This window comes from Brevundimonas sp. FG128, assembly GCF_057809775.1.
Window position 1 is genome coordinate 283,933 of sequence record NZ_JBMDKP010000004.1, and the last position, 21,796, is coordinate 305,728.

General features: G+C 69.0%; 21 protein-coding genes. 10 read left to right on the plus strand and 11 right to left on the minus strand.

The features are described 5' to 3' along the window. Positions 1–30: 30 nt before the first annotated feature. Together ACODSC_RS12900 and ACODSC_RS12905 are read right to left on the minus strand one after the other, a co-directional pair. Complete coding sequence (locus ACODSC_RS12900; RefSeq protein ID WP_488814382.1) at positions 31–882, minus strand: metallophosphoesterase family protein; 852 nt, start codon at positions 880–882, stop codon at positions 31–33. After that, positions 882–1,793: a diacylglycerol/lipid kinase family protein gene (locus ACODSC_RS12905; protein ID WP_488814383.1), complete on the minus strand. Its 912-nt coding sequence runs from the start codon at positions 1,791–1,793 to the stop codon at positions 882–884. Before ACODSC_RS12905 ends, ACODSC_RS12900 begins: the two co-directional genes overlap by 1 nt. Positions 1,794–2,000: 207 nt before the next feature. On the opposite strand from ACODSC_RS12905, the gene ACODSC_RS12910 reads away from it, so the two are divergent. The 3 genes from ACODSC_RS12910 to ACODSC_RS12920 all read left to right on the plus strand — a co-directional run bounded on the left by ACODSC_RS12910 (position 2,001) and on the right by ACODSC_RS12920 (position 5,147). Continuing rightward, positions 2,001–2,357: a YMGG-like glycine zipper-containing protein gene (locus ACODSC_RS12910; RefSeq protein ID WP_488814384.1), complete on the plus strand. Its 357-nt coding sequence runs from the start codon at positions 2,001–2,003 to the stop codon at positions 2,355–2,357. A gap of 115 nt (positions 2,358–2,472) precedes the next feature. Continuing rightward, on the plus strand, positions 2,473–2,919 hold the full coding sequence (locus tag ACODSC_RS12915) for an OmpA family protein (RefSeq protein WP_488814385.1): 447 nt from the start codon (positions 2,473–2,475) through the stop codon (positions 2,917–2,919). 65 nt (positions 2,920–2,984) lie between these two features. Then, positions 2,985–5,147, plus strand: coding sequence for a protein-disulfide reductase DsbD family protein (locus ACODSC_RS12920; RefSeq protein WP_488814386.1), 2,163 nt, complete (start codon positions 2,985–2,987; stop codon positions 5,145–5,147). A 3-nt stretch (positions 5,148–5,150) separates the two neighbouring features. Here the strand turns inward: ACODSC_RS12920 and ACODSC_RS12925 are convergent, their stop codons facing one another. The 5 genes from ACODSC_RS12925 to mutM are packed head-to-tail and all read right to left on the minus strand — an operon-like array spanning position 5,151 to position 8,851. After that, positions 5,151–6,062, minus strand: coding sequence for an alpha/beta fold hydrolase (locus ACODSC_RS12925; protein WP_488814387.1), 912 nt, complete (start codon positions 6,060–6,062; stop codon positions 5,151–5,153). A gap of 52 nt (positions 6,063–6,114) precedes the next feature. Further along, the gene (locus tag ACODSC_RS12930; RefSeq protein ID WP_488814388.1) at positions 6,115–6,903 is read right to left on the minus strand and encodes an enoyl-CoA hydratase-related protein; all 789 of its coding nucleotides are present in this window, start codon (positions 6,901–6,903) and stop codon (positions 6,115–6,117) included. Between the two features lie 25 nt (positions 6,904–6,928). Continuing rightward, entirely contained in the window at positions 6,929–7,411 is a 483-nt protein-coding gene (locus ACODSC_RS12935; protein WP_488814389.1) for a hypothetical protein, read from the minus strand. A 38-nt stretch (positions 7,412–7,449) separates the two neighbouring features. Next, positions 7,450–7,983 carry a DUF1697 domain-containing protein gene (locus ACODSC_RS12940; RefSeq protein WP_488814390.1) on the minus strand — a complete coding sequence of 178 codons (534 nt, stop codon included), beginning with the start codon at positions 7,981–7,983 and terminating at the stop codon, positions 7,450–7,452. A 4-nt stretch (positions 7,984–7,987) separates the two neighbouring features. Then, on the minus strand, positions 7,988–8,851 hold the full coding sequence (mutM, locus tag ACODSC_RS12945) for a bifunctional DNA-formamidopyrimidine glycosylase/DNA-(apurinic or apyrimidinic site) lyase (RefSeq protein ID WP_488814391.1): 864 nt from the start codon (positions 8,849–8,851) through the stop codon (positions 7,988–7,990). Between the two features lie 258 nt (positions 8,852–9,109). On the opposite strand from mutM, the gene ACODSC_RS12950 reads away from it, so the two are divergent. Both ACODSC_RS12950 and ACODSC_RS12955 read left to right on the plus strand, forming a co-directional pair. Further along, positions 9,110–9,778, plus strand: a complete 669-nt coding sequence (locus tag ACODSC_RS12950; RefSeq protein ID WP_488814392.1) for a phosphatase PAP2 family protein — start codon at positions 9,110–9,112, stop codon at positions 9,776–9,778. 61 nt (positions 9,779–9,839) lie between these two features. Then, positions 9,840–11,885, plus strand: a complete 2,046-nt coding sequence (locus ACODSC_RS12955; RefSeq protein ID WP_488814393.1) for an OPT family oligopeptide transporter — start codon at positions 9,840–9,842, stop codon at positions 11,883–11,885. 54 nt (positions 11,886–11,939) lie between these two features. Here the strand turns inward: ACODSC_RS12955 and ubiG are convergent, their stop codons facing one another. Further along, positions 11,940–12,755, minus strand: a complete 816-nt coding sequence (gene ubiG / locus ACODSC_RS12960) for a bifunctional 2-polyprenyl-6-hydroxyphenol methylase/3-demethylubiquinol 3-O-methyltransferase UbiG (RefSeq protein ID WP_488814394.1) — start codon at positions 12,753–12,755, stop codon at positions 11,940–11,942. Between the two features lie 56 nt (positions 12,756–12,811). On the opposite strand from ubiG, the gene ACODSC_RS12965 reads away from it, so the two are divergent. The 4 genes from ACODSC_RS12965 (at position 12,812) to ispG (ending at position 18,819) form a co-directional block, all read left to right on the plus strand. Next, positions 12,812–14,086 (plus strand): aspartate kinase, encoded by a 1,275-nt coding sequence (locus ACODSC_RS12965; protein ID WP_488814395.1) that lies wholly within the window; start codon positions 12,812–12,814, stop codon positions 14,084–14,086. Positions 14,087–14,148: 62 nt separating this feature from the next. After that, complete coding sequence (ptsP, locus tag ACODSC_RS12970) at positions 14,149–16,407, plus strand: phosphoenolpyruvate--protein phosphotransferase (RefSeq protein WP_488814396.1); 2,259 nt, start codon at positions 14,149–14,151, stop codon at positions 16,405–16,407. 112 nt (positions 16,408–16,519) lie between these two features. Continuing rightward, the gene (locus tag ACODSC_RS12975; protein WP_488814397.1) at positions 16,520–17,635 is read left to right on the plus strand and encodes a helix-turn-helix domain-containing protein; all 1,116 of its coding nucleotides are present in this window, start codon (positions 16,520–16,522) and stop codon (positions 17,633–17,635) included. 47 nt (positions 17,636–17,682) lie between these two features. Further along, the gene (gene ispG / locus ACODSC_RS12980; RefSeq protein ID WP_488814398.1) at positions 17,683–18,819 is read left to right on the plus strand and encodes a flavodoxin-dependent (E)-4-hydroxy-3-methylbut-2-enyl-diphosphate synthase; all 1,137 of its coding nucleotides are present in this window, start codon (positions 17,683–17,685) and stop codon (positions 18,817–18,819) included. Positions 18,820–18,849: 30 nt separating this feature from the next. Here the strand turns inward: ispG and ACODSC_RS12985 are convergent, their stop codons facing one another. Together ACODSC_RS12985 and ACODSC_RS12990 are read right to left on the minus strand one after the other, a co-directional pair. Further along, a complete protein-coding gene (locus ACODSC_RS12985) occupies positions 18,850–19,626 on the minus strand; it encodes a sulfite exporter TauE/SafE family protein (protein WP_488814399.1) in 777 nt (258 codons plus the stop codon). A gap of 34 nt (positions 19,627–19,660) precedes the next feature. Further along, positions 19,661–20,098: an RrF2 family transcriptional regulator gene (locus ACODSC_RS12990; protein WP_488814481.1), complete on the minus strand. Its 438-nt coding sequence runs from the start codon at positions 20,096–20,098 to the stop codon at positions 19,661–19,663. A 149-nt stretch (positions 20,099–20,247) separates the two neighbouring features. Here ACODSC_RS12990 and prfA point away from each other — a divergent pair, with 149 nt between their 5' ends. Next, positions 20,248–21,315, plus strand: a complete 1,068-nt coding sequence (gene prfA / locus ACODSC_RS12995) for a peptide chain release factor 1 (RefSeq protein WP_488814400.1) — start codon at positions 20,248–20,250, stop codon at positions 21,313–21,315. Here the strand turns inward: prfA and ACODSC_RS13000 are convergent, their stop codons facing one another. After that, on the minus strand, positions 21,316–21,654 hold the full coding sequence (locus ACODSC_RS13000) for a hypothetical protein (RefSeq protein ID WP_488814401.1): 339 nt from the start codon (positions 21,652–21,654) through the stop codon (positions 21,316–21,318). Positions 21,655–21,796: the final 142 nt, after the last annotated feature.

The window sequence follows — 21,796 nt, forward strand, 5'->3', positions numbered from 1 at the left end:
AAAGCGGGGAGGAGACGGATTTGCGGGTCGTCAGACCGCCGCCTTCTCCAAGGCCCCCGGCTCGATGGGACTCGGGGCCGTCTGGGCCTTGCGGGTGTCCTGACGACGCGGGAGTCGCCAGATCTGGTGCGATCGGTAGCTGACGCCGTCCCAGGCCAGGGCCGTGACCGTGATGGTCTTGGCGTCCCAGTCGATCTGGTTGAAGCCCGGCGGCGCGCCCCGCTCGCGGTGCGACAGGGTTCCGCAGCCGACCGCATAGGAGCAGCGATCCGCCAGCGGGATCGGCATGGCGAAGGGCACATGGACATGGCCGGTCATGATCAGATCGACGCCCGCCTCGGCGAAGATCAGCGCCGCCTCGTCGCCGCGCTTGACGTCGCCGGTCATGGGCGTGCCGACCATCTCGATCAGCGGATGGTGGCAGGCCAGGATTCTTAGCGCGCCGATGGGCGCCTGGCGCAGGGCCTCAGCCGCGCGCCGCGTCTGATCCAGATCGATGACGCCCTTGGACCAGTTGGGCCGCGCCTGCCAACCGCGCGCGGTGACCACGCCGCGCACCATGACCGTATCGCTGAGGAACTGACCGTCGTGGGCGGGAAAGCCGGTCGCCGTCTCGAACGCCCGCCACGGATGCAGCACCCGCGCCACCGCGTCCCAATAGGGCACGTCGTGATTGCCCACGATGACGAAGCGCGGCTCGGGCATGGCCCGCATCCATTCGCCCGCCGCCGTGAACTCGTCGGGGAAACCCTTCTGGGTGATGTCGCCGGTGATCAGCACCAGATCGTTGGGCGTGGCGTGGGCGTAATCCAGGGCGGCGGCGCAGGCGTGTTTGTGCTCGCAGCCGAAATGGACGTCGGAAAACTGAAGAACGCGCCCCATCAGACGCTGTCCTCGGCCGAAGGCGGGCGGGGCGCAAGAGCCCTGAAGGCCTTGGGCACGAAGCGGATCACGGCCTCGGGCTTCAGCAGGATCGGCTCGCCGTCGATCACGGCCGGGATTTTGGAGCGGGCCCGCACCTCGATCCGTTTGGCAGGCCGGGTCGAGACCGCCGGATCCTGGCGCCAGTCGCTGAACAGGGCGGTGGCCGCCAGCCGGAAGGCCTGGGTCGTGTCGCTGGGGTCCATGGCCGCCGCCTCCAGTCCGACGAGATCGTCCATGGCCTTGGAGATCATCGGGCTGATCAGCACAAGGGCCTCGGTGCGCCGCTTCTCGCCGCCGTCCAGGCTGAAGCGCAGCCGACCGGAGAAAGCGCGCTTCAGGGCGCGGCGGCCATACTGCCAGGCCAGCTTGATCTTGCCGGTCCGCATCGCCTCACGCGCCGGCGCCCACAGGGCGGGCGATCCGAGAATGGCGGCACAGTAGAAATATTCGCCCTGCACCTCGCCGCCCGAGACGGACTGGGGCTCGCCCTCCTCCAGCGCGCGCTTCAGCGCCAGCTTCCAGTCGGCCGTGCCGTAGAGCGCCTTGGGCAGCATGTTCATGGTCCCGCCCGGCAGGGGCGCGATCATCGGGCCGTCCGGCTTGGCCTTGGACGCCACCGAGCGCGCCGTACCGTCCCCGGCCAGCACGAAAATGACGTCCGGCTTGGCGGCGAAGGCTTCGGCGATAGCCTGATCGAAGTTCCCGCCTTCCAGCACCACGACCTGGGTTTCCAGTTCATAGTCGGCCAGAATGTCCTCGGCCTCGCCAGCGGCGCGCGGCCCTACGCTGCCGGACAACGGATTGACCAGGATGACGGCGCGCTTCAGCGGCGCGTGTGGCGTCAGGATGCGCGTTTCGGCGGCTTCCATCGGGGGACTCGAAACGTCTGTCATGGCGGCCGAACGTCCCGCAGCGCCGCCCGTTCCGCGCAAGCGTGGCCATATTTCAATTGCGCTCGCCCGACGCGCCGACGATTGTGAGTCCATCCTCCGGCCGGCGTGCAGGCGCAAGGAACCTAAGCGGGACCGATACGTTTGCCGATCCAGGGGACACCCCAGGGACAAAAGGATTTCACCATGAACAAGGCGATTATCGCGATTGCAGGCGCCGGCCTTCTGGCTTCGGCCTGCGCCAGCGACCCGTACGGCTACAATAGCGGCGGCGGCACCAACCAGACCGTACGCCAGGGTGCCATCGGCGCAGGCCTCGGCGCTGTCGCCGGCGCCATCATCGGCAACAACGTCGGCGGCGGCAACGCAGCGACCGGCGCCCTGATCGGCGGCGCCCTCGGCGGCGCAGCTGGCGCGGTCCGTGGTTCCAACCAAGACCGCAACAACCAGCAGCGTTACCGCGACAGCCAAGGCCGTTACTACTACTGCTACGACAACCGCCAGGACGAATGCTACTGGGACAACGGTCAACGTCGTTATTGATCAATGACTTGCCGGTCGCGGAACTCAGCGATCGGCGGTAGGTTGAGGAGGCGGTCGGTCGGAAGACGGGCCGCCTCTTTTGCGTTTGGGCCGGCGTCGCCGGAGGAGGGCTGAGATGAAGCGATCGACCGGACTTGCGATGGGGGCCGTGGCGGCGATGACGCTGGCGGCGTGTGCGCCGACGCCGAAGCGGGCGGCGCTGGTGATGGGCGAGTCGCCATGCATGTCGGGGCGGTTCGATGTCTATTTCGTCGAGAACGAAGCGCGGCTGACGGACGCGGCCGAGGTGGTGCTGCAGGCCGCCGCCCAGAAGGCCGAAGGGTGCGACGTGCGGCGGGTGCGGGTGCTGGGCCTGGCCGATGCGACGGGAGCGGCGGACGCCAATATGAGCCTGTCGCAGCGGCGCGCCCGCGTGGTGGCCGAAGCTTTGGCGCGCGCCGGAATGCCCGCGCCGGCCTTCGAACTGAGCGCCGCCGGGGATGCGGGCGCGACGACAGCGTCCGGCACGGACGAGCCGCTACGTCGCCGCGCCGAGGTGGTGATCGAGGCCGGCCCGCGCTGAGGCGATGGCGCGGGGCCGCCCGAGGGGTTAGTTAGGCGCCAGTCCTCAACTCCGGAACCTGCCGCTTGCGTCCCTTCGCCCTCCTCGCCGGCCTGTTGCTGGGCCTGTTGTCTCTTTCGACGGTCCAGGCCCAGCCGGTCCAGAGCCAACCCTCCGGCCTGGTCGCGTTCGGCCCGCAGCGAACCGAGCGGATCGAGGCGGAACTGGTCCCCCTGTCCCAATGGACGGCGCCGGGATCCACCGCTGTCGTCGCCGTGCGTCAGAAGATCGCGCCGGGTTGGCACACCTATTGGCGCAATCCCGGCGATTCGGGCGGGGCGACCAGCCTGGTCTGGACCCTGCCCGACGGCGTGACCGCCGATCCCATCCTGTGGCCCCTGCCCCGCCCCCAGCGGCTGATGAGCCTGATGAACTACGGCTATTCGGACGAGGTCCTGCTGCCCGTGCCGGTCCATGTGCCGGCCTCGGCCCGACCGGGCGAGGTGCTGACCCTGACGGCGGACGCCCTGTTCCTGGTGTGCAGCGACCAGATGTGCGTGCCCGAGCCGCTGACCCTGTCGCTGGCCCTGCCGGTGCGCGACGGCGCCGCGCCCCTGGCCCAGCCTTGGGGGGCCGAGATCGAACGGCTGGTGGAGACCGCTCCGCGTCCCGCCGGGATCGAGGCACGCCTGACGGCGGACGGCGGCCGTCTGACCTTGAGCGCCACGGGCGGGCCGCTGGCCGGCGCGGATGTCGGACAGGCCTATTTCTTCCCCTATGACGGCGGGCGGATCGACCATGCCGCGGTCCAGACGGGCGAAAAAGGCTCAGCAGGCCTGAGCCTGACGCTGACGCCCGGCCGGGGCGCCGCCGCTTCGCCCTTGGCCGGGGTGCTGGCCACCGACAAGGGCGCCTGGGAGATCACGGCCCAGCCCGGTCCGCCGCTGGCCGGCGCACAAGGACGCGGTGCGCTGGCGCCGCTGGACGAGGCGGCCAAGCCCGAGGCGAGGAGCCTGCTGGCCTTCGCCCAGGCCCTGGGTCTGGCCCTGCTGGGGGGGCTGGTGCTGAACCTGATGCCCTGCGTCTTCCCGGTCCTGGCGATGAAGGCCGCCTCGCTGTCGGCGGCGGCGCATGATCCGGCGCAGGCGCGGCGCGACGGCCTGGCCTTCACCGCCGGGGTGCTGGTCAGCTTCTTGGTGCTGGCGGGGGCGCTGCTTGCGCTGAGGGCGGCGGGTCAGGCGATCGGCTGGGGGTTCCAGCTTCAGTCGCCGGGCGTGGTCGCGGCCTTGGCCCTGATCATGCTGCTGGTCGGGCTGAACCTGTCGGGCGTCTTCCATGTCGGCGCTGGGATGCAGAACGCCGGGTCCGGGCCGCTGTCGCGCCTGCCCGGCGCGGCCGGCGCCTTCTTCACCGGCGTTCTGGCCGTGGTTGTCGCGGCCCCCTGCACCGCACCCTTCATGGCGGCGGCCCTGGGCGCGGCCCTGGTCCTGCCGTGGCCGATGGCGTTGGCGGTCTTCCTGATGCTGGGGCTGGGCCTGGCCCTGCCCTATCTGGCGATCAGCCTGTCGCCGGGCCTGCTGTCGCGTCTGCCCCGGCCGGGCGTCTGGATGGAGCGGCTGAAGGGCGTGCTGGCCTTTCCCATGTATGGGGCGGCGCTGTGGCTGATCTGGGTGTTCACGCGACAAGGCGGCGTGGATGCGCTGGGCCTGTTGCTGATCGCGGCCCTGATGCTGGCCTTCGGCGCCTGGCTGTTCGGTCTGGCGCAGAGGAGTCGTCAGGAGGGCAGGCGGTCGGTGATCGCCACGGTCGCCGCGACCCTCGCCTGCGTCATCGCCATCGGCCTGGCGGGCGCCGCAGCCGGCGCAGCGCGCGAACCGGGCCCATCATCGCCCGACGGCGAAGGCGGCCCCCTCGCCGCCCAGCCCTGGTCGGCCGAGGCGGTGGCCCAGGCGACGGCGGCGGGACGTCCGGTGCTGGTCAATCTGACCGCCGACTGGTGCGTGACCTGCAAGATCAACGAGCGCGCGGCCCTGTCCTCGCCCCGCGTCGCCAAGGCGATGGCGCAGGCGAACGCCGCCTATCTGGTCGGCGACTGGACCCGCCGCGACGACGCCATCACCCGCGAGCTTCAGGCCCACGGCCGATCCGGCGTGCCGCTTTATCTGCTGTATCGACCGGGCCGGGCCGAGCCCGAGGTTCTGCCGCAACTGCTGACCGAGGGCGTGGTGATCGAAGCGCTGGAGGACTGAGCCTCAGCTCAGGAACCGCTGCACCGCCGCCATGAACCGCTGCGGCTGCTCGATCATCACCTGGTGTTCGGCGCCCTCGATCCGCTCGAACCGGGCCGTACGCGGCAGTCCGTCGAAGCCGTAACGATAAAGCCCCTCCAGACGGTTGCGCGGACTGTCGGGATTTGGGGTCCAGCCATAGACCGCCGTCACGGGGGCGGTGATCTGGGCCAGGCGGGGCCGCAGATCGACGGTCAGGGCCTCGTACAGCCCCTGGGCCAGCACCCGCCGGTCGCCGCCCTGAAGGCCCAGGCCCTGGAACACCATGTCGCCCGCCAGGCCCAGGTCGCCGCCCAGGGCCGCCACCTGGGACTTCAACGCCTGGTCGCCGAACAGCAGCAGAGCCTGATAGCCCAGCCGCGCCAGAGGCTCGACCTGGGCCGAGGTGGCGCGGGCGTCCACCAGGGACGGGAAGAAGGGCGAGGAATCGACCACCATCACCCGTCCGATACGATCGCCCATGTCCGCGGCGACGCGCAGAGCGATCTGACCGCCCAGCGAATGGCCGATCAGGGCGGGACGATCGATCCGCTGCTCGCGGATATAGCGTTCGATCTCGGCCGCCGCCGGGCCAGCGAGGCCCCCGCCCGCATTCGCGCCGATATCGGTCTGGCCGAAGCCGCGCAGGGTCACCAGATGGACCCGGTATCGGTCGTCCAGCCGGTCCGCCGTCGAGCGCCAGGCGTCGCCGGTCGATCCCAATCCCGGAATGAACAGAATGTCCGGCCCCGCCCCCCGCGTCTCGACGATGATCCGGCTCGACTGGAAGACGGGCGCAGGCGTCGCAGGATAGGGCTGGGGGGCCGTTTGGGCCTGGACGGCGGCGGGCAGGACGACGAACAGCGCCGCCAGAAGCGAGACGAAGGGACGGATCATGATCCGCTCCTAACGCCGGATCGCGGCGATCGGTTGACGGATCACCTAAGGATCACCGCCCCTTGAAGTCGGGTTTGCGCTTTTCGACGAAGGCGGACATGCCTTCCTTCTGGTCTTCGAAGGCGAATAGGGAGTGGAACAGGCGGCGTTCGAACTGGACCCCTTGCGTCAGGGTGGTCTCCAGGGCGGCGTTGACCATTTCCTTGTTGGCCATGACCGCCAGCGGGCTTTGCGAGGCGATCCTGGCGGCGATCTTGCGGGTCTCTTCCAGCAGGGTCTCGTGCGGGAAGACGCGCGAGGCGAGGCCGGCGCGTTCCGCCTCCGCCGCGTCCATCATGCGGGCGGTCAGGACCATGTCCATGGCCTTGGACTTGCCCACCAGACGGGTCAGGCGCTGCGAACCGCCGATGCCGGGGGCGACGCCGAGATTGATCTCGGGTTGGCCGAACTTCGCCTTGTCCGACGCCACGATGAAGTCGCACAGCATGGCCAGCTCGCAGCCGCCGCCCAGGGCGAAGCCGTTGACGGCGGCAATGATCGGCTTTCTGAAGCGTGTGATGCGGTCGTGGCCGAGGGCGAAATAGTTGCCCGTGTACATCTGGGCGTAGGTCTGGTCCGCCATCTCCTTGATGTCGGCGCCGGCGGCGAAGGCCTTGTCGCCCGCGCCGGTGAGGATGAGGCAGCGCACGCCGTCGTCGTGCTCGACGCTGTCGAGGAAGTCGGCGAGGTCCTTGAACAGGGCCGAGTTCAGGGCGTTCAGCGCCTCGGGCCGGTTCAGGGTCACTACTGCATAGCCGTCGGCATGACGTTCGATCAGCAGGTTGGAATAGGTGTCGGCCATGTCGGTCTCCTGTTTTGGCGTCGGTCTAGCGCCTGGCGCGCAGCAGGGCGAGGGTCATGGCGAAACGGATCAGCTCCGACAACACGACGCAGCCCATCAGGCCGTTGGCGATCAGCACCAGCAGATTGGCCGGCGTCACCGCCGTCAGCAGCCGCGACAGGACCGGCTGGTCGATCCAGCCGACGACGAACAGGGCGGCGGCCGCCACTGTGATCATGGCGATCAGCGCCATCAGCGAGATGTGGCTGGCCTGAAGCGAGGCCTTGCGCTCGGCCGCCCCCTCGCGCGTGTCGGCATGGGGCAGCAGGCGGGCGACCAGGGTCAGCGCCCCCTCGGCGATCCCGATCAGCAGCAGGCCGAACAGGAACAGCCCGCCCATTTCGCCCGCGAACCCCGGCGTCGCCAGATCGCCGACCCGGATCCGTTCGATCAGTTGCCAGAGATAGAGGCCCCAGACGACCACCGTCGTGACGATGGCGATCCACAGGTGACGTTCGCGAAGGCTCATCCGGCGATCTGGCACGAAAGCGGCGGCGAGATGAAGGCCTAAAGCCCGGCCATTTCCGCCAGTTTCAGCACGGTGTTCCAGTTGCGCCCCGTGCCCATGCCCAGCATCCGGGGCGTGGCCTTCTTGAAGATGGCCGACTGGCCCTGGCCGTTCGGGAACCAGAAGTAGAGGACGTCGCCTACGGCCTCGACCCGTTCGCCGCCCTCGGCCAGGGCGCCGGCGGCCTCCACGGCGCCGGTCTTGATCCCGGCCTTCATCACCATGGCCAGGACCTTGGCGGGATGGGCCGCCGCCTCCGTGGCGAAGGGATTGGCGGCGATCAGGGCGGCCCACTGATCGGGGGTGCGGACCATGGCGGAGATCGTCAGGTCGAAGCGGCGCTTCATCTCCGCCTCGACGGCGGCTTCCAGATCGGCCGGCGCGCGGTCGCTTTCGACCACCAGATTGCCGCTGGCCTGGAGAGTGCGCGGGTTGGTCAGCCCCATCGCCTCGGCCATGGCCCGCTGCTCGCCCACGGGCGCGCGGACGCCGCCCGTGTTCATGCCGCGAAACAGGATGATGCGCTGGCTCATCAGCTTACCGCTTCTGGCAGGACGGGCAGTAGAAGGTGGAGCGGCCGCCCTGGACGATGCGGGCGACGACGCCGGTGCATTTTTCACCCCGACAGGGCTCGCCCTCGCGGCCATAGACGTCGAACCGGTGCTGGAAATAGCCTTGGCCGCCCTCGGCGTTGGCGAAGTCGCGCAAGGTCGAGCCGCCCGCCGCGATGGCGTCGGTCAGGACGTTCCGGACCTCGGTCGCCAGCCGTTCCAGCCGCGCCTTCGACACCGATCCGGCCGCGACCAGGGGCGAGATGCGCGCGCGGTACAGGGCCTCGCACACATAGATATTGCCCAGGCCGGAAACGATCCGCTGATCCAGCAGACTGACCTTGATGTTCTGTTTCTTGCCCGCGAACGCCTCGACCAGATGCGCGCCGGAAAAACCGTTGCCCAGGGGTTCGGGGCCCAGGCCGGCGAACCAGGGATGGGTCTCGACCTGGTCGGTGGGGATCAAGCCCATGAAGCCGAACCGGCGGGCGTCGGCATAGCCGATGCGGGTCGCGGAGCCGTCGCGTATGGCGCAGCCGCTGAAATGTTCGTGCTTGCCGGCGATGGGCGCCGCCTCCTCGAACTCGCCCAGCAGGGTTCCGTCCAGGGTGAAGCGGCCGGTCATCCCCAGGTGGGTGATCCAGGTCTCGCCGGTCGACAGGGGCATGAGCAGATATTTGGCCCGGCGGTCGATCCGCTGGACCGTGGCGCCCTCCAGACGTTCGACGAACCGCTCGGGGAAGGGAAACCGCAGGTCGGGCCGGTTGATCCTGACCCGCGACAGCCGCGCGCCCTGAAGCACCGGCGTCAGGCCGCGTCGGACGGTTTCGACCTCGGGAAGTTCAGGCATGAAGCGGTCCTAGCCCGCCCACGCGGCCCCGCCAAGCCGAGGCCATCACGTCGCCGTCGCAAGACCGACACGGCGACGACGCGGTTTCCTCATCGGGGCGACACGACCGGCGGGCATGGAGGGCGGACGACTATCCGGGGGGACGATCGTGACCGACTTCACCATCGACGCCTTGCCCACGCCCACGCGCAAGGCCGCAGCGAGATCGAAGACGCGGCCGTCCAGCGAAGAGGCCGCCATCATCGCCGCGCCGCCATCGTGGGACTGAGCGTCGCCTTCCTGATGTTTCCCGGCGCGGACCTGGCGGTCAGCGGCCTGTTTCACCGTTCGCGGGACGGCTTCTATCTGGCGCACGATCCCGTGCTTCGCGCGCTGAGGAAAAGCTCGACCCTGGTCATGTCGCTGATGCTGGCGACGGCGATCGGGCGGTGGGGCTGGCGGGTCATGCGACGGCGCAAGTCCGATCTGGCGGCGCGGCGAGCCCTGTTCGTGATCGCCGGCCTGGCCCTGGGGCCGGGGCTGGTGGTCAACAGTCTGTTCAAGGAAGTGTGGGGTCGGGCGCGGCCCGTGGACATACGGATTTTCGGCGGCGACGATGTCTTCACCGCCGCCTGGGCGCACAGCACGGCGTGTCAGTCCAACTGCTCCTTCATCTCGGGCGAGGGGGCGGGCGCGGCCTGGATGGTGGCGGCGGCCCTGGTGCTGGCGCCGCGCCGCTGGCGGCCGGTCGCGGGCGGCCTCGCCCTGGCCTACGCCGTCAGCCTGTCGGCCAATCGCATCGCGTTTGGCGGGCATTTCCTGTCGGACGTGCTGCTTTCCTGGGCGGTGACGGCCCTGGTGCTGGCCCTGCTTTATCGCGGCCTGAAGATCGCCTCCGCCGCGTTTCGTCGGCGCAAGCTCCGCACCCTGAGCGTCGCGACCGCCTGAGACCGGTTGCCGCCTGAGACAGAATGCGCTTACGTCCGCCGCGAACGTGGGGACTTTTTCGATGACTGACGCCGCCGCCGCCCCGAAGGGCCGGCTTGAGCTTACCCTTCGCGCCCTGGTGCTGGGCGTGCTGCTGGCGGTGGTCTTCACCGCCGCCAACACCTACCTGGGCCTGAAGGTGGGCCTGACCTTCGCCTCGGCCATTCCGGCGGCGGTCATTTCGATGGCCATCCTGCGCAGTTTCCGCACCTCGACCATCTGGGAGAACATGACCGTCCAGACCGTCGCCTCGGTCGGCGGCGCCATGAGTTCGATCATCTTCGTCCTGCCCGGCCTGGTGATGATCGGTTGGTGGCTGGAGTTTCCGTTCTGGGAATCGACCCTGATCTGCATCTTCGGCGGGATCTTAGGGGTGACCTTCTCGATCCCGCTGCGACGCGCCCTGGTGACCAATGGCGGCCTGCCCTACCCCGAAGGCGTCGCCGCCGCCGAGGTGCTGAAGGTCGGCTCGCGCGGCGCCGAACAGACCGAAAGCGCCGTACGCGAGAACAAGTCCGGCCTGTGGGTCGTGGTCGCCGGCGCCGTGGTGTCGTCCGGTTACGCCCTGCTGGTCGCGGGCCGCGTCTTTGCAGGTGAAGCGGCGAAGTTCTTCAAGCTTCCGGCCGCCCTGGGCGGCGGCGCGACGGGCGTGGGCTTCGGCATGCAGTTCGCCCTGCTGGGCGCCGGGCATCTGATCGGCCTGACGGTCGGCCTGGCGCAACTGTTCGGCCTGATCCTGGCCTGGGTCATCGCCGTGCCGATCCTGACCAGCCCCGACACCATCGCCTGGCTGACGGCGCACGGCCTGCCCTCGATCGCCGCGACCCTGCCGGCCGGGACGGGCGCCGAAGAACTGGCCATGACGGTGTGGAGCCGCGAAGTGCGGTTCATGGGCGCCGGCGTCATCGGCGTCGCCGCCATCTGGACCCTGATCAAGCTGGCCGGGCCGCTGATCGGCGGCCTGACCTCGGCCCTGGCGGCCCAGTCCAAACGCTCGCACGGCGAGGTGCTGGAACGCACCGAACAGGATATTCCGATCAAGATCGTCGGCGCCGTGTCGGTTGCGGCCCTGATCGCCATCGCCGGCCTGTTGACCTGGGTCGCCCTGGCCTCGCCGACGCTGGCGGCGTCCGCGCCCCTGCTGGTCATCGGCGGCCTGGTCTATGTGGTGCTGATCGGCTTCGCGGTCGCGGCCATCTGCGGATACATGGCCGGCCTGATCGGATCGTCCAACAGCCCGGTGTCCGGCGTCGGCATCCTGGCCATCATCGTAGCGTCCCTGCTGATGCTGGGCGTGATGAAGATCGCGGGCGTGCCGGCCGACGGCTCCATCATCGCCTTCGCCCTGATCGTGACGGCGGTCGTCTTCGCCGTCGCCGTCATCGCCAACGACAATCTTCAGGACCTGAAGACCGGCCAGTTGGTCGACGCCACGCCGTGGCGCCAGCAGCTCGCCCTGATCGTCGGCGTCATCGCCGGCGCCCTGGTCATCCCCTTCATCCTGAACAAACTGAACGGCGCCTTCGGGTTCGAGGGCGGCCCTCCCGGCATCGCCAACGAGCCGCTGGCGGCGCCCCAGGCGACGCTGATCTCGGCCCTGGCGCGCGGCGTCATCGGCGGCGATCTGCGCTGGGACCTGATCGGCCTGGGCGCGGTGATCGGCGTGATCATCATCGTGCTGGACGCCGTCGTGTCCAAGTCCACGAACGGCAAGATCAAGCTGCCGCCCCTGGCCGTGGGCATCGGCTTCTATCTGCCGGCGGCCGTGACGACGATGCTGGTCATCGGCGCCGTGGTCGGCTGGTTCTACGACAAGGCGGTCAAGACGACCCGGTTCGCCGACGTGGCGCGCCGCATGGGCGTGCTGCTGGCGTCCGGCCTGATCGTGGGCGAGAGCCTGTTCGGCGTCTTCTACGCCAGCGTCATCGTCGGCACGAACAGCGAGGCGCCCTTCGCCATGATCCCGGAGGGCTCCGGCTGGCCCGCCATGCTGGTCGGGATCATCGTCTTCGCGGCGGCGGTGTTCGGGCTTTACAGCTGGACGCGCAAACGGGCCGAGAAGGTCTGAGCCTGACGCCTGATCAAAGAAGAAAGGCCGCCCTTCGGGGCGGCCTTTTGCATTTCAGGTCCGCGTCGCCACCATCATGTAGTTGATGCCCGCGTCGTCGGTCTGGCTCCAGCGGTCGTGCAGCGGGTCGTAGTTGAGACCGTAGGGGCCTTCGACCGTCACGGGCTCGGCCGCCAGCATCGACCGGATCTCGTCGGGCTTCAGGAACTGGCGCCAGTCGTGCGTCCCGGCCGGCACCCAGCGTAGAATGTATTCCGCCGCCACCTTGCCCAGAGCCAAAGACTTCAGCGTGCGGTTCAGCGTAGCGACCATCATGACCCCGCCAGGCCGGACCAAACGCGAACAGGCGCGCACGAAGGCTTCCGGGTCGGCGACGTGCTCGATCACCTCCATGGTCAGAACCACGTCGAACGGCCCCGCGCCCTCGGCCTCGATCTGTTCGACCGTGGCGGCGCGATAGGCGATGTCCAGGCCGACCATGTCGGCGTGCGCCCGCGCCGTGCCGATGTTCTCGGACGAGGCGTCGATAGCGGTGACGGTGAAACCCATCCGCCGCATCGGCTCGGCGATCAGTCCGCCGCCGCAGCCGACGTCGAGCAGGGTCAAGCCCTCGAAGGGCGCGCGCGCCTTGGGATCGCGGTCCAGGCGCGTGCAAAGCTGGTCGCGGATCAGGGCCAGACGCGCCGGATTGAACCGGTGCAGAGGCGCGAACGGCCCCTTTGCATCCCACCATTCGGCCGCCTGGGCGGAGAAGCGGGCGACGTCGGCAGGGTCGATCGATGCGCCGAACGCGGCGTCTGACGAATTTTGCGAAAAACCATGCCCTTCGCGGGGTAGGCGAGACGGTGCGGCGTCGCTAGAAGCGGTCATGACGCGAGGGATGAACCTTCGCGCCCTTTCACGCAAGCAGGGGGCGGAACGCCACGATGACGCGGCCTGATAGCACACGACTGGTGATGAAGTTCGGCGGCACCTCGATGGGTGATCTCGAACGGATTCGTCGCGCGGCGCGGATCGTCGCGGCCGAGGTGTCTGCGGGCAAGAAGGTCGCCGTCGTCGTCTCCGCCATGGCGGGCAAGACCAACGAACTGGTCGCCTGGACCGACGGCGCGGGTCCGGCCGCCGCCGGCCTGCCCCTGTCGGACGACGAATATGACGTGGTTGTCGCCTCCGGCGAGCAGGTCACCTCGGGCCTGCTGGCCGCGACCCTGCGCAACATGGGCTTCAACGCCCGCTCGTGGATGGGCTGGCAGGTGCCGATCATCACCGACGACGCCCATGCCCGCGCCCGCATCATCGACATCCCCGGCGAGAAGCTGGGGGCCGCCGTCGATTCGGGCGAGATCGCCATCGTCCCCGGCTTCCAGGGCGTGACGACGGACGGCAAGATCACCACCCTGGGCCGGGGCGGATCCGACACCTCGGCGGTCGCGGTCGCGGCGGCCCTGGGCGCCCCGTGCGACATCTACACCGACGTGGACGGCGTCTATACGACCGACCCGCGCATCGAGAGCCGCGCGCGCCGCCTGGCCAAGGTGTCGTACGAAGAGATGCTGGAGATGGCGTCCCTGGGGGCCAAGGTGCTGCAGACCCGCTCGGTCGAGCTGGCCATGGCCAAACAGGTGCCGGTCCGCGTCCTTTCAAGCTTTATCGAACCCGACGCGAATGGCGTCATGCCCGACAAGGGTGGAACCCTGATCTGCGACGAGGAGGAGATCGTGGAAAAACGTATCGTGTCCGGTGTGACCATGAGCCGTGACGAGGCCCGCATCACCCTGCTGGGCCTGTCCGACCGCGTGGACGCCCCCGCCGACGTCTTCACGCGGCTGGCCGAGGCCAACGTCAATGTCGACATGATCGTGCAGAGCCAGTCGCGCACGGCGGGGACGGTCAACCTGACCTTCACCACGGGGCGCCGCGACGCCGTGCGCGCCGCCGAACTGATGAACGCCGCGCAGGCGCAGCTCGGCTTCGAGGAAATCCGCGTCGACGAGGACGTGGCCAAGGTCTCGGTGGTGGGCGTCGGCATGCGCAGCCATGCGGGCGTCGCCCAGACCATGTTCAAGGCCCTGGCCGACAAGGGCGTCAAGTTCCAGGCCATCTCGACATCCGAGATCAAGATCAGCGTGCTGATCGATGCGGCCTACGCCGAACTGGCCGTGCGCGCCCTGCATTCGGCTTATGGGCTGGACGCGGTATAGGGTGATTTCAGAAGGCGCATGAGCGCCGGGGCGCGGGAGACATGATGCCGGCAGGCGGCGCGATGACCAGGGGACCTCGGATCCTCCTGCGCCAGATCCGCGAGGCTCTGGGCGGGGCCGGCGCGGGCGCGACCCCCGCGCAGGACCGTCTGAACATGGTGGTGAAGATCATCGCCCGGTCGATGGTCGCCGAAGTCTGCTCCATCTATCTGCGCCGCGCCTCGGGCGAACTGGAGCTGTTCGCCACCGAGGGCCTGAACCCCGACGCCGTTCACAACACCCGCCTGCGGCCCGGCGAGGGTCTGGTCGGCGAGGTGGCGCGGCTGGCCCAGCCGATCAGCCTGTCGGACGCCCCGTCACATCCGTCCTTCTCCTATCGGCCGGAGACGGGCGAAGACCCCTATCACGCCTTCCTGGGCGCCCCCTTGCTGCGCGGCGGCCGGGCCATCGGCGTGCTGGTCGTCCAGAACCGCACCGAGCGGCGCTATGACGAGGAAGAGGTCGAGGACATCCAGACCATCGCCATGGTCCTGTCCGAGACGGTGTCCTCCGGCGAACTGCTGGATCAGGACGAGCTGCGCGACGTCGAACTGGCGCCGCACCGACCCGAGCGGCTGAAGGGACAGAAATTCTCGGACGGCCTGGCCTTCGGTCATGTGGTGCTGCACGAGGCGCCCCTGCCCCCCGAAAAGCTGCTGTCCGAAGACCCGGCGATGGAGGAGGCGCGGCTGAAGCTGGCGCTCGCCACGCTGAAGACTGGCCTGGACGTCATGCTGGACAAGGGCCAGGGCCTGGCCGGTCCCTCGTTCGAGGTGCTGGAAACTTACCGGATGTTCGCCGACGACCGGGGCTGGAACCGGTCGCTGGAAGAGGCGGTGCGCAACGGCCTGACGGCCGAGGCGGCGGTGGACCGGGTGCGTAATGAACACCGCGCCCGCTTCGCCCAGGCGCGCGACCCCTATATTCGCGAACGGCTGCACGACTTCGAGGATCTGGCCAACCGGCTGCTGCGGGTGCTGGCGGGCGACAAGCCGGGCGAGCGCGAACTGCCCGACGACGCCATTCTGGTGGCCCGGAACCTGGGGCCGGCCGACCTGCTGGAATATCCGCGCGACAAGCTGAAGGGCCTGTTGCTGGAAGAAGGCTCGGCCGCCAGCCACGCCGCCATCGTCGCCCGCGCGCTGCAAATCCCTTGCGTCGGTCGCCTTATGGGCCTGCGCGACCGGCTGTCGGAAGGCGACATGGTCATCGCCGATGGCGAGACCGGCGAGACCTATCTGCGGCCCCGCCCCGACATGCTGGAGGCCGTGCAGTCGCGCATGGCCGTACGCGAGCAGCGCCAAGCCGAGTTCGCCCAGCTGCGCGACGTGCCGGCCGTCACCCTGGACGGCCAGAGGATCACGGTCCTGACCAATGCGGGCCTCGCCGTCGATCTGGAGAACATGGTCGAGACGGGCGCGGAGGGCATCGGCCTGTTCCGTACCGAGTTCCAGTTCATGGTCTCGGACGAACTGCCCCGGCTGAATGCCCAGACGGCGCTCTACAAGCTGGTGCTGGACGCGGCGGGCGACAAACCCGTCACCTTCCGCACCCTGGACATCGGCGGCGACAAGGTCCTGCCCTATCTGGAGGCCGAGCGCGAAGAGAACCCGGCCCTGGGCCGTCGCGCCATCCGGCTGGGACTGGACCGGCCGTCGCTGTTGCGGATGCAGCTTCGTGCGTTGCTGGCGGCGGGGGCGGGGCGCGAGCTGAGGGTCATGTTCCCGATGATCGCCACGGTGGACGAGTTCCGGGCCGCGCGCGAACTGGTCGACATCGAATGCGCCTGGGCCAAGCGTCGCGGGCGCGCCCTGCCGGCCCTGCTGCGGGTCGGGGCCATGGTCGAATGCCCGTCGCTGCTGTGGCATCTGGACGCCCTGTTGCCGCTGACGGATTTCGTCTCCATCGGCACCAACGACCTGTTCCAGTATATGTATGCGGCCGACCGGACCAATCCGCTGGTCTCGGACCGTTACGACCCGCTGTCGCCGCCGACCCTGCGCGCGCTTCAGTCGATCCAGAAGGCCTGCGCCGACACCGGCACGCCGGTGTCGATCTGCGGCGAACTGGCGGGCCGGCCGCTGGAGGCCTTCGCCCTGATCACGCTGGGCTTCACCCGCCTGTCTGCTCCGGCGGGCGGGGTCGGGCCGGTCAAGCGGATGATCCTGTCGGCGGACCTGACGGCGGCGCGGCGCGGCATGGCCAATCTACTGAACCTGTCCACCGGCTCGGTGCGCAACGAGATCGAATCCCTGGCGCGCAAGCTGAACGTCGCCGTCTGATCCTGGCCGCTGCGACGTGCGCGGCGTTGCTGGCAGGCCTGCAATCCGCTATCTCCGCTCCTATCCAGACGGCGCTCGGGCGCGATGTCGTCCGAACATGGGATCAGGCGTAATGGCGCGGAATGCGGGGCCCGCCCCCGACACGGTGAACACGGGTTCGGACGGGCACGATCTGACGGCCGCCTTCACCGACGCCGCGACCCTGGGCGACGGCCTGCGCGACGCGCGCGAACGGTCGGGCAAGGCCCTGGCCGAACTGGCCGCCGAGACCAAGGTGCATCGCCGGTATCTGGTCGCCCTGGAACAGAGCGACTGGTCCTCCCTGCCCTCGCGCGTCTTCGCCCTGGGCTATGTGCGGGCCTACGCCTCGGCCCTGTCGGTGGACGAACAGCTGGCGGTGGAGCGGTTCAAGCGCGAAAGCCCCGACACCTCCGTTCCGCTGAAGGCGCCGATCGGCATCGCCTTCGAGGACGTGAAACGCCATTCGCCGCGCATCGTCGCCGGGGTCGTGGTCGTGGCCCTGGGCGTGATCGGCTGGAACGTGTTCCAGCGCATCAGCCTGCATCAGACGGCCCACCCCTCGGACATCGCCGCCGTACCGAAAAGCTGGGCCGGCGGGGATGATCCCGATCCGCAGATCGCCCTCAGCGCCCCCATGGCCGCGCCCCCCGACCAGACGACGCCCGCCCTCTACATCACGCGCGGGCTGGAGGCGGAACTGACCGGCGTCGATCCGACCGATCCCGCCGTGATCGCCGCCGCCGCCAACCCCGAGCCGGTGCAAAAGGCTTTCAATCCGCGCGGCGCCGTATACGGCGCCGCGGCCAACGCCTCGCAGGTGGTGATCCAGGCCAAGACGGCCGGCGCCCTGGTCGTGCGGCTGGGCGACGGACAGGCCCTGTTCGCACGGCAGATGGCCCCGGGTGAAGCCTGGCGCGCGCCCATCGGCGTGTCGGCCACGGTGGACGTGTCGGACCCCGCCGCCTTCGACGTCTATCTGAACGGGGAATACGACGGCGCCCTGGCCGGTGTCCTGACCCCCCTGGCCCAGTTGAACAGCCGCGCCGAACAGGCCGCGCGCCAGCTGGCCGCGAACCAGGCTCGCATTCAGGCACAGGCCCAGGCTCAAGCCCAGGCGCGCGCCAAGGCCCTCGCGCAGTCGCAGGCCCAATCTTCGGCCCAATCGTCGGCCCAGACGACGGCTCCCGCCCCGACCACGGCGAACTGAGCAGGCGCCGTGGTCCCGCCGTCATCATCGGCCTATATGATCCTTCCATGAGCGATCACACGCACGTCCGACCCTGGCGCCATATCGAGCGTCGCAAGAGCCGCCAGATCCGCGTCGGCTCCGTCCTGGTGGGCGGCGACGCCCCAATTAGCGTCCAGTCGATGACCAATACGCCGACGACCGACGCGGCGGCGACGATCGATCAGATCCGGCAGTTGGAAGAGGCCGGCGCCGACATCGTGCGCGTCTCCTGCCCCGACGTGGAATCGACCCAGGCCTTCAGGACCATCGCCCGCGAGGCCAAGGTCCCCTTGGTCGCCGACATCCATTTCCACTACAAGCGCGGCATCGAGGCGGCCGAGGCGGGCGCCGCCTGCCTGCGGATCAATCCCGGCAATATCGGCTCGGCCGACCGCGTCCGCGACATGATCCAGGCCGCCAAGGACAACGGCTGTTCGATGCGGATCGGCGTCAACGCCGGGTCGTTGGAGAAGGAACTGCTGGAGAAATACGGCGAGCCCTGCCCCGACGCCATGGTCGAGAGCGCGCTGAACCATGCGCGCATCCTGCAGGACCACGACTTCCACGAGTTCAAGATCTCGGTGAAGGCGTCCGATCCCTTCCTGACCGTCGCCGCCTACCAGCAGCTGGCCGAGGCCATCGACTGTCCGTTGCACCTGGGCGTGACCGAGGCGGGTCCCTTGCGCACCGGCACGATCAAGTCGGCCATCGGCATGGGCAATATGCTGTGGTCCGGGATCGGCGACACCATCCGCGTGTCTCTGGCCGCCGATCCGGTCGAGGAGATCAAGGTCGGCTTCGACATCCTGAAGTCGCTGGGCCTGCGTCACCGGGGCGTCAACATCATCGCCTGCCCGTCGTGTGCGCGCCAGGGCTTCAACGTCATCGAGACCGTGACCCTGCTGGAAGAGAAACTGGCCCATATCTCGACGCCGATGAGCCTGTCGGTGATCGGCTGCGTCGTGAACGGCCCGGGCGAAGCCCTCTATACCGACGTGGGCTTCACCGGCGGCGGCAAGGGCGCGGGCATGATCTATCTGAACGGCAAGATCGCCCACAAACAGGCCAACGACGGCATGATCGACCACATCGTCGACCTGGTCGAACAGAAGGCGGCCGAACTGAAAGCCGCACGGGCGGCGGAGCTTCAGGCGGCGGAATAGGCGAACTTTTCTCCGCCTCCGCTCTCGACTTCAGATCACCTTGAACAGCCGCAGGGCCTGATAACCGGCGGACAACAGCACGACCGCGCCGACGCCGTAGGTCAGCACCCGGCGGGGCGCGATGCGGGCGATGATCCCGGCGAAGGGCGCCGCGATCAGGCCCCCGAGGATCAGGCCCAGCACCGCCATCGCATGGCTCGAAACGCCCTCGGCCTCCTGCCAGTGGCCGGTCAGCAGGGCGGCGAGGAAGGTCGCCGAGATGGCCGAGGTGACGAAGAACTCCGCGGTGTTGGTCGTGCCGATGGAGGCCCGTGGGTCCTGCCCTGAGCCGACCAGGGTGGTGGTGACCGTCGGCCCCCAACCGCCACCGCCGATGGCGTCGAAGAAACCGCCGACGACGCCCAGCGGACCGGCGAACTTCAGCGGGAAGATACGCTCTCGCGTCTGGCGGGTGGCGCGCCAGATGATCACGGCGCCCATGACGGCCAGATAGAGGGTGATCCACGGCTTCAGCAGGTCGCCGTCGATGCTGGTCAGGACGAAAGCGCCCAGGCCGCCGCCGACCACCCCGCCCAGGGCCAGGGGCACGAACAGCTTCCAGTTCACGTTCTTGTTGACCGTGTGCGACCCCGCCGAAGCCGCCGTGGTGAAAACCTCGGCGGCGTGGACGCTGGCCGAGGCGGTCGCGGGCGGCACGCCGAACGACAGCAGCACGGTGGAAGAGATCACGCCGTAGGCCATGCCCAGGGCGCCGTCGACGACCTGGGCCAGGAATCCGACGAGCAGGAAGAGAAGGAAATCTTGCATGGTCGCTCCGCGTGTCGGGCGACGTTGGGATCGATTACCCTAGTGCGTCAATAGGAGAAGAATTGGCGACGGCTTGCAGCAGGGTTCGCGTCTCGAACACCGTCGCCATCGCATCGCGCCCTTCGGTCAGGATCGGCCGCAGGGGACAGGTCTCGACATCGGGACAGGTCTCGCACGGTCGATAGGCCGTGCGAGAGGCGCAGGGCGCCAGGGCCAGCGGCCCCTCCAGCGCCCGGATGACATCGGCGAAGGTGATGGCGTCCGCCGCCGCCGCCAGGGCGTAGCCGCCGGTCCGCCCGCGGCGCGACACCAGCAGATGGCGCCGACGCAGGTCCAGCAGGATGGCCTCCAGAAACTTGCGCGGCGCGCTGGCGGCGTCGGCGATCTCGGCGATCGTCGCCGGGCCTCCGCCAGGAAGCCCCGCCAGATGGATCATGGCGCGCAAGGCGTAGCGTGACCGGTTCGACAGCATCGCCCGTGATCGCGCGCCGCGCGCCGCGACGCAAGGCGGTTCGACCAGCGGCATCGTTGGGCTGGTTTGGCCGGCATGACGTTCCAATCGACATGACCGGCCCTGCCGGGGTAAGGACGGCCCCTCTCGTTCTCCAGGATATTTCCGACTTGCGACTGCCCCAGGCCCGTCTCGATCAGGTGCTCGACCGCTTCCACGAAGTCGAGGCGCGCATGGGCGCGGTCACCGACGGCGCCGAGATCGTGCGGCTGTCCAAGGAACATGCGGAGCTGAAGCCCGTCGCCGACGCGGTTCAGGGTCTGGCCCGCGCCCGCGCCGAGATGGCGGATCTGGAAACCATGATGGCCGACCCCGAAATGGCGGCGATGGCGCAGGACGAGCTGCGGACGCTGGGCGAGCGCCTGCCCGATCTGGAGCGCGAGGTCGCCCTGCTGCTGGCGCCCCGCGACGCCGACGAGAACGCCTCGGCCGTGCTGGAAGTGCGCGCCGGCACCGGCGGGGACGAGGCCGCCTTGTTCGCCGGCGACCTGTTCCGCATGTATTCGCGATACGCCTCCACGCGCGGCTGGCGGGTCGAGCTGGATTCGGCGACCGAGGGCGACGCCGGGGGCTACAAGGAAATCATCGCCACCGTCACCGGCGACGGCGTGTTCGGCCGGCTGAAGTTCGAGAGCGGCGTCCACCGGGTGCAGCGCGTGCCGACGACCGAGTCGCAGGGGCGCATCCATACCTCCGCGGCGACGGTCGCGGTCCTGCCCGAGGTCGAGGACGTCGAGATCGAGATCCACGACAAGGACATCCGCATCGACACCTTCCGCGCCTCCGGCTCGGGCGGCCAGCACGTCAACACGACCGATTCCGCTGTGCGCATCACCCACCTGCCCACCGGCATCATGGTGACGTCGTCGGAGAAGTCCCAGCACGTCAACCGCGACAAGGCGATGAAGAACCTGCGCGTCCGACTGTACGACATGCAGCGACAGGCCAAGGACCTGGCCCGGTCCGATACGCGCAAGTCCCAGGTCGGATCGGGCGACCGGTCGGAGCGGATCCGCACCTACAACTATCCGCAGGGCCGGGTCAGCGATCACCGCATCAACCTGACCCTGCACAGCCTGCCCCAGATCATGGAAGGCGACATCGACCCCCTGCTGAACGCCCTGATCGCCGAGGATCAGGCCGCGCGCCTGGCGGACCTGGAAGCCGAGTTCGGCTGATCAGCCCAGCACGCCGGTCATCGGCAGCCACAGCACCAGGCCGGTGACGACGGTGTAGCCGGCGAAGGCGTGGACCGATCGATGGCGGCCGCAGGCGGCGGGATCGTTCAGATTGAAGCGGTTGGCCCACAGCAGATAGAGGGCCTGGATGGCCCACCCCGCCAGAAAGGCCGCCACGGCCCAGGCGCTGAGAGCCGTAAGCGCCACGCCCGACGCCAGAACCAGCACGCCGCCCAGAGCGATGACGCCGTCGGCCAACCGGTCGTTGGTCGAGACGGACATCAGTTCCGACAACGCGCGTTGCAGTCGCCAGTTGAGCCAAGCCTGATACAGAAGCATCAGCCCGCCCAAGACGTAAAACACCCCTATCGCGCGCGCCGCCCACTCCATGGCAGGAATAAGGCGCCATTTTCGGCGGTTGTAATGCACGAAAACGCGCGCAGGTTCAGGATGGTGACGGACCGGCGCAAAATAGACACAA